This is a genomic window from Alcanivorax sp. HI0044 (assembly GCF_001634945.1).
In genome coordinates this window covers 1-1,560 of record NZ_LWEZ01001726.1, presented here as the reverse complement: position 1 = coordinate 1,560, position 1,560 = coordinate 1, and the positions used below count along the sequence as shown (strand labels likewise).

The window sequence follows — 1,560 nt, the reverse complement described above, 5'->3', positions numbered from 1 at the left end:
GCTCCAGGTGATGCCCAGCATCGGCAGCAAGACGACCATCGAGGCGAGGGCTGCAGCCACGCGCTCTGTACGGCTGTTACCAATAAGCTCATATACGTCGTAGGCAACAGATTTGTGTTCCAGCTCTTCGAGCGCATGCCACTGCCATATTTTGAGCATTTCAGGGTCTGCCTGGCGTACAAAATTCTCGTCTTCAAGTAGCTGCTCGGCGAGAAGCGCAGTAAAGTGCTCCATAAACGTGGTGGCGGCTAGCCGAGTGCTCGGCGGCAACTTCTCTAGTATGGCCAAGCCAATTTTGACAAACCGATCTGGCGACTGCATGTCATAGCCGTACTCGGCGAGAATCTGGTTCAGCCTGTCGTGCTCTCGTCCGTGAATGGCCTCCTGCCCCATGAAGCCCGATATGGCCGCCCGTAGAGATTCGTCCTTAACCTGACCACGAAAGTGTCTAACGGACTCCATGAAATAGCGTTCACCAGGTGGGAAAAAACCGGAGAGCATGGCAAAGAAAGTCGTTGCTGTGGCATTTCCAGCATAAAAATACTTTGGAATGGAATCCGGAAATTGAAAATTGATATGACGCGGTGGAATGCCCACCAGCGCGCCGCTGAGTTTCTTAATGCTTTTTACCGTATTAGACGAGCGCATATCGCCTCCAATCAATAATGTGATAGTTAAAGAGAAAAATGTCAGGCCATGCCCTGATGCGTTTTTTTATTTTTGCTGCTTTGCTGTTTTTTAAACATAATTTCAAGCAAGCGTTGGTAGCCTGTGGGTATCAGTCTCTGTGTGGTGTCCAGCATGACCGCGTCACCGCCTACCAAAACTCTTCGCCGGTTTTTCCGCACGCCTTTCAGGATGGTTCTAGCGGCAGCTTCGGGTGTGGTCATGGCAATTTTTTCGAACATGCTGGCAATCTCTTCTTTGTCGCCCATGTTCATGCTGCCCATGTCTCCCATGCGACTATTACGCGCGATGTTAGTCTTTACTCCACCTGGATGAACGCAAGTCGCGCTGACAAGGCCGCCCGCGATATCCAGCTCTTCACGTAATGATTCTGTAAATCCGCGAACAGCAAATTTTGCGGCGTTGTAGGCTGACTGGGTTGGAACACCGATAATGCCGAAAACGCTGGAGATATTGACGATATGGCCTTCACCTATTTTCTGGAGATGGGGAAGAAATGCCTTTGTACCGTATACGACACCCCAGAAATTGATATTCATCAGCCATTCAAAGTTTTCATAGCTCATGTTCTCGACGGTCTCACCCAGTCCCACACCGGCATTGTTCATGATGAGATTTACTTTTCCGTGTGTTGATACGGTATCTTCCGCGTATTGATAAACCGCATTTTTGTTGCTGACATCAACAACATGAGTGCTGATGTTGACGGCGTAGCCTGCCAGTAATTCGACCGTCTTCTCTAGGCTTTCTTCGCTGATATCAGAGATCGCTAAGTGGCAACCTTCTTTTGCTAGAGCAATCGCCGTGGCTTGCCCGATGCCCGACCCGGCGCCAGTGATCGCCGCGACTTTTCCTGAAAATGATTTCATCGTT

General features: G+C 49.9%; 2 protein-coding genes. Both read right to left on the bottom strand.

Annotated features, from left to right (window positions below):
- The coding region (locus tag A3730_RS25995; RefSeq protein WP_063539283.1) for a metal-dependent hydrolase at window positions 1–648 on the bottom strand (648 nt) is incomplete at its 3' end.
- Between the two features lie 41 nt (window positions 649–689).
- Window positions 690–1,556 (bottom strand): SDR family oxidoreductase, encoded by an 867-nt coding sequence (locus A3730_RS25990; RefSeq protein WP_007150445.1) that lies wholly within the window; start codon window positions 1,554–1,556, stop codon window positions 690–692.
- Between the last annotated feature and the right edge of the window lie 4 nt (window positions 1,557–1,560).

Excerpts from the sequence above, each read along its gene's own strand:
- A3730_RS25990 (WP_007150445.1), bottom strand. The coding sequence starts at position 1,556 with ATGAAATCATTTTCAGGAAAAGTCGCGGCGATCACTGGCGCCGGGTCG.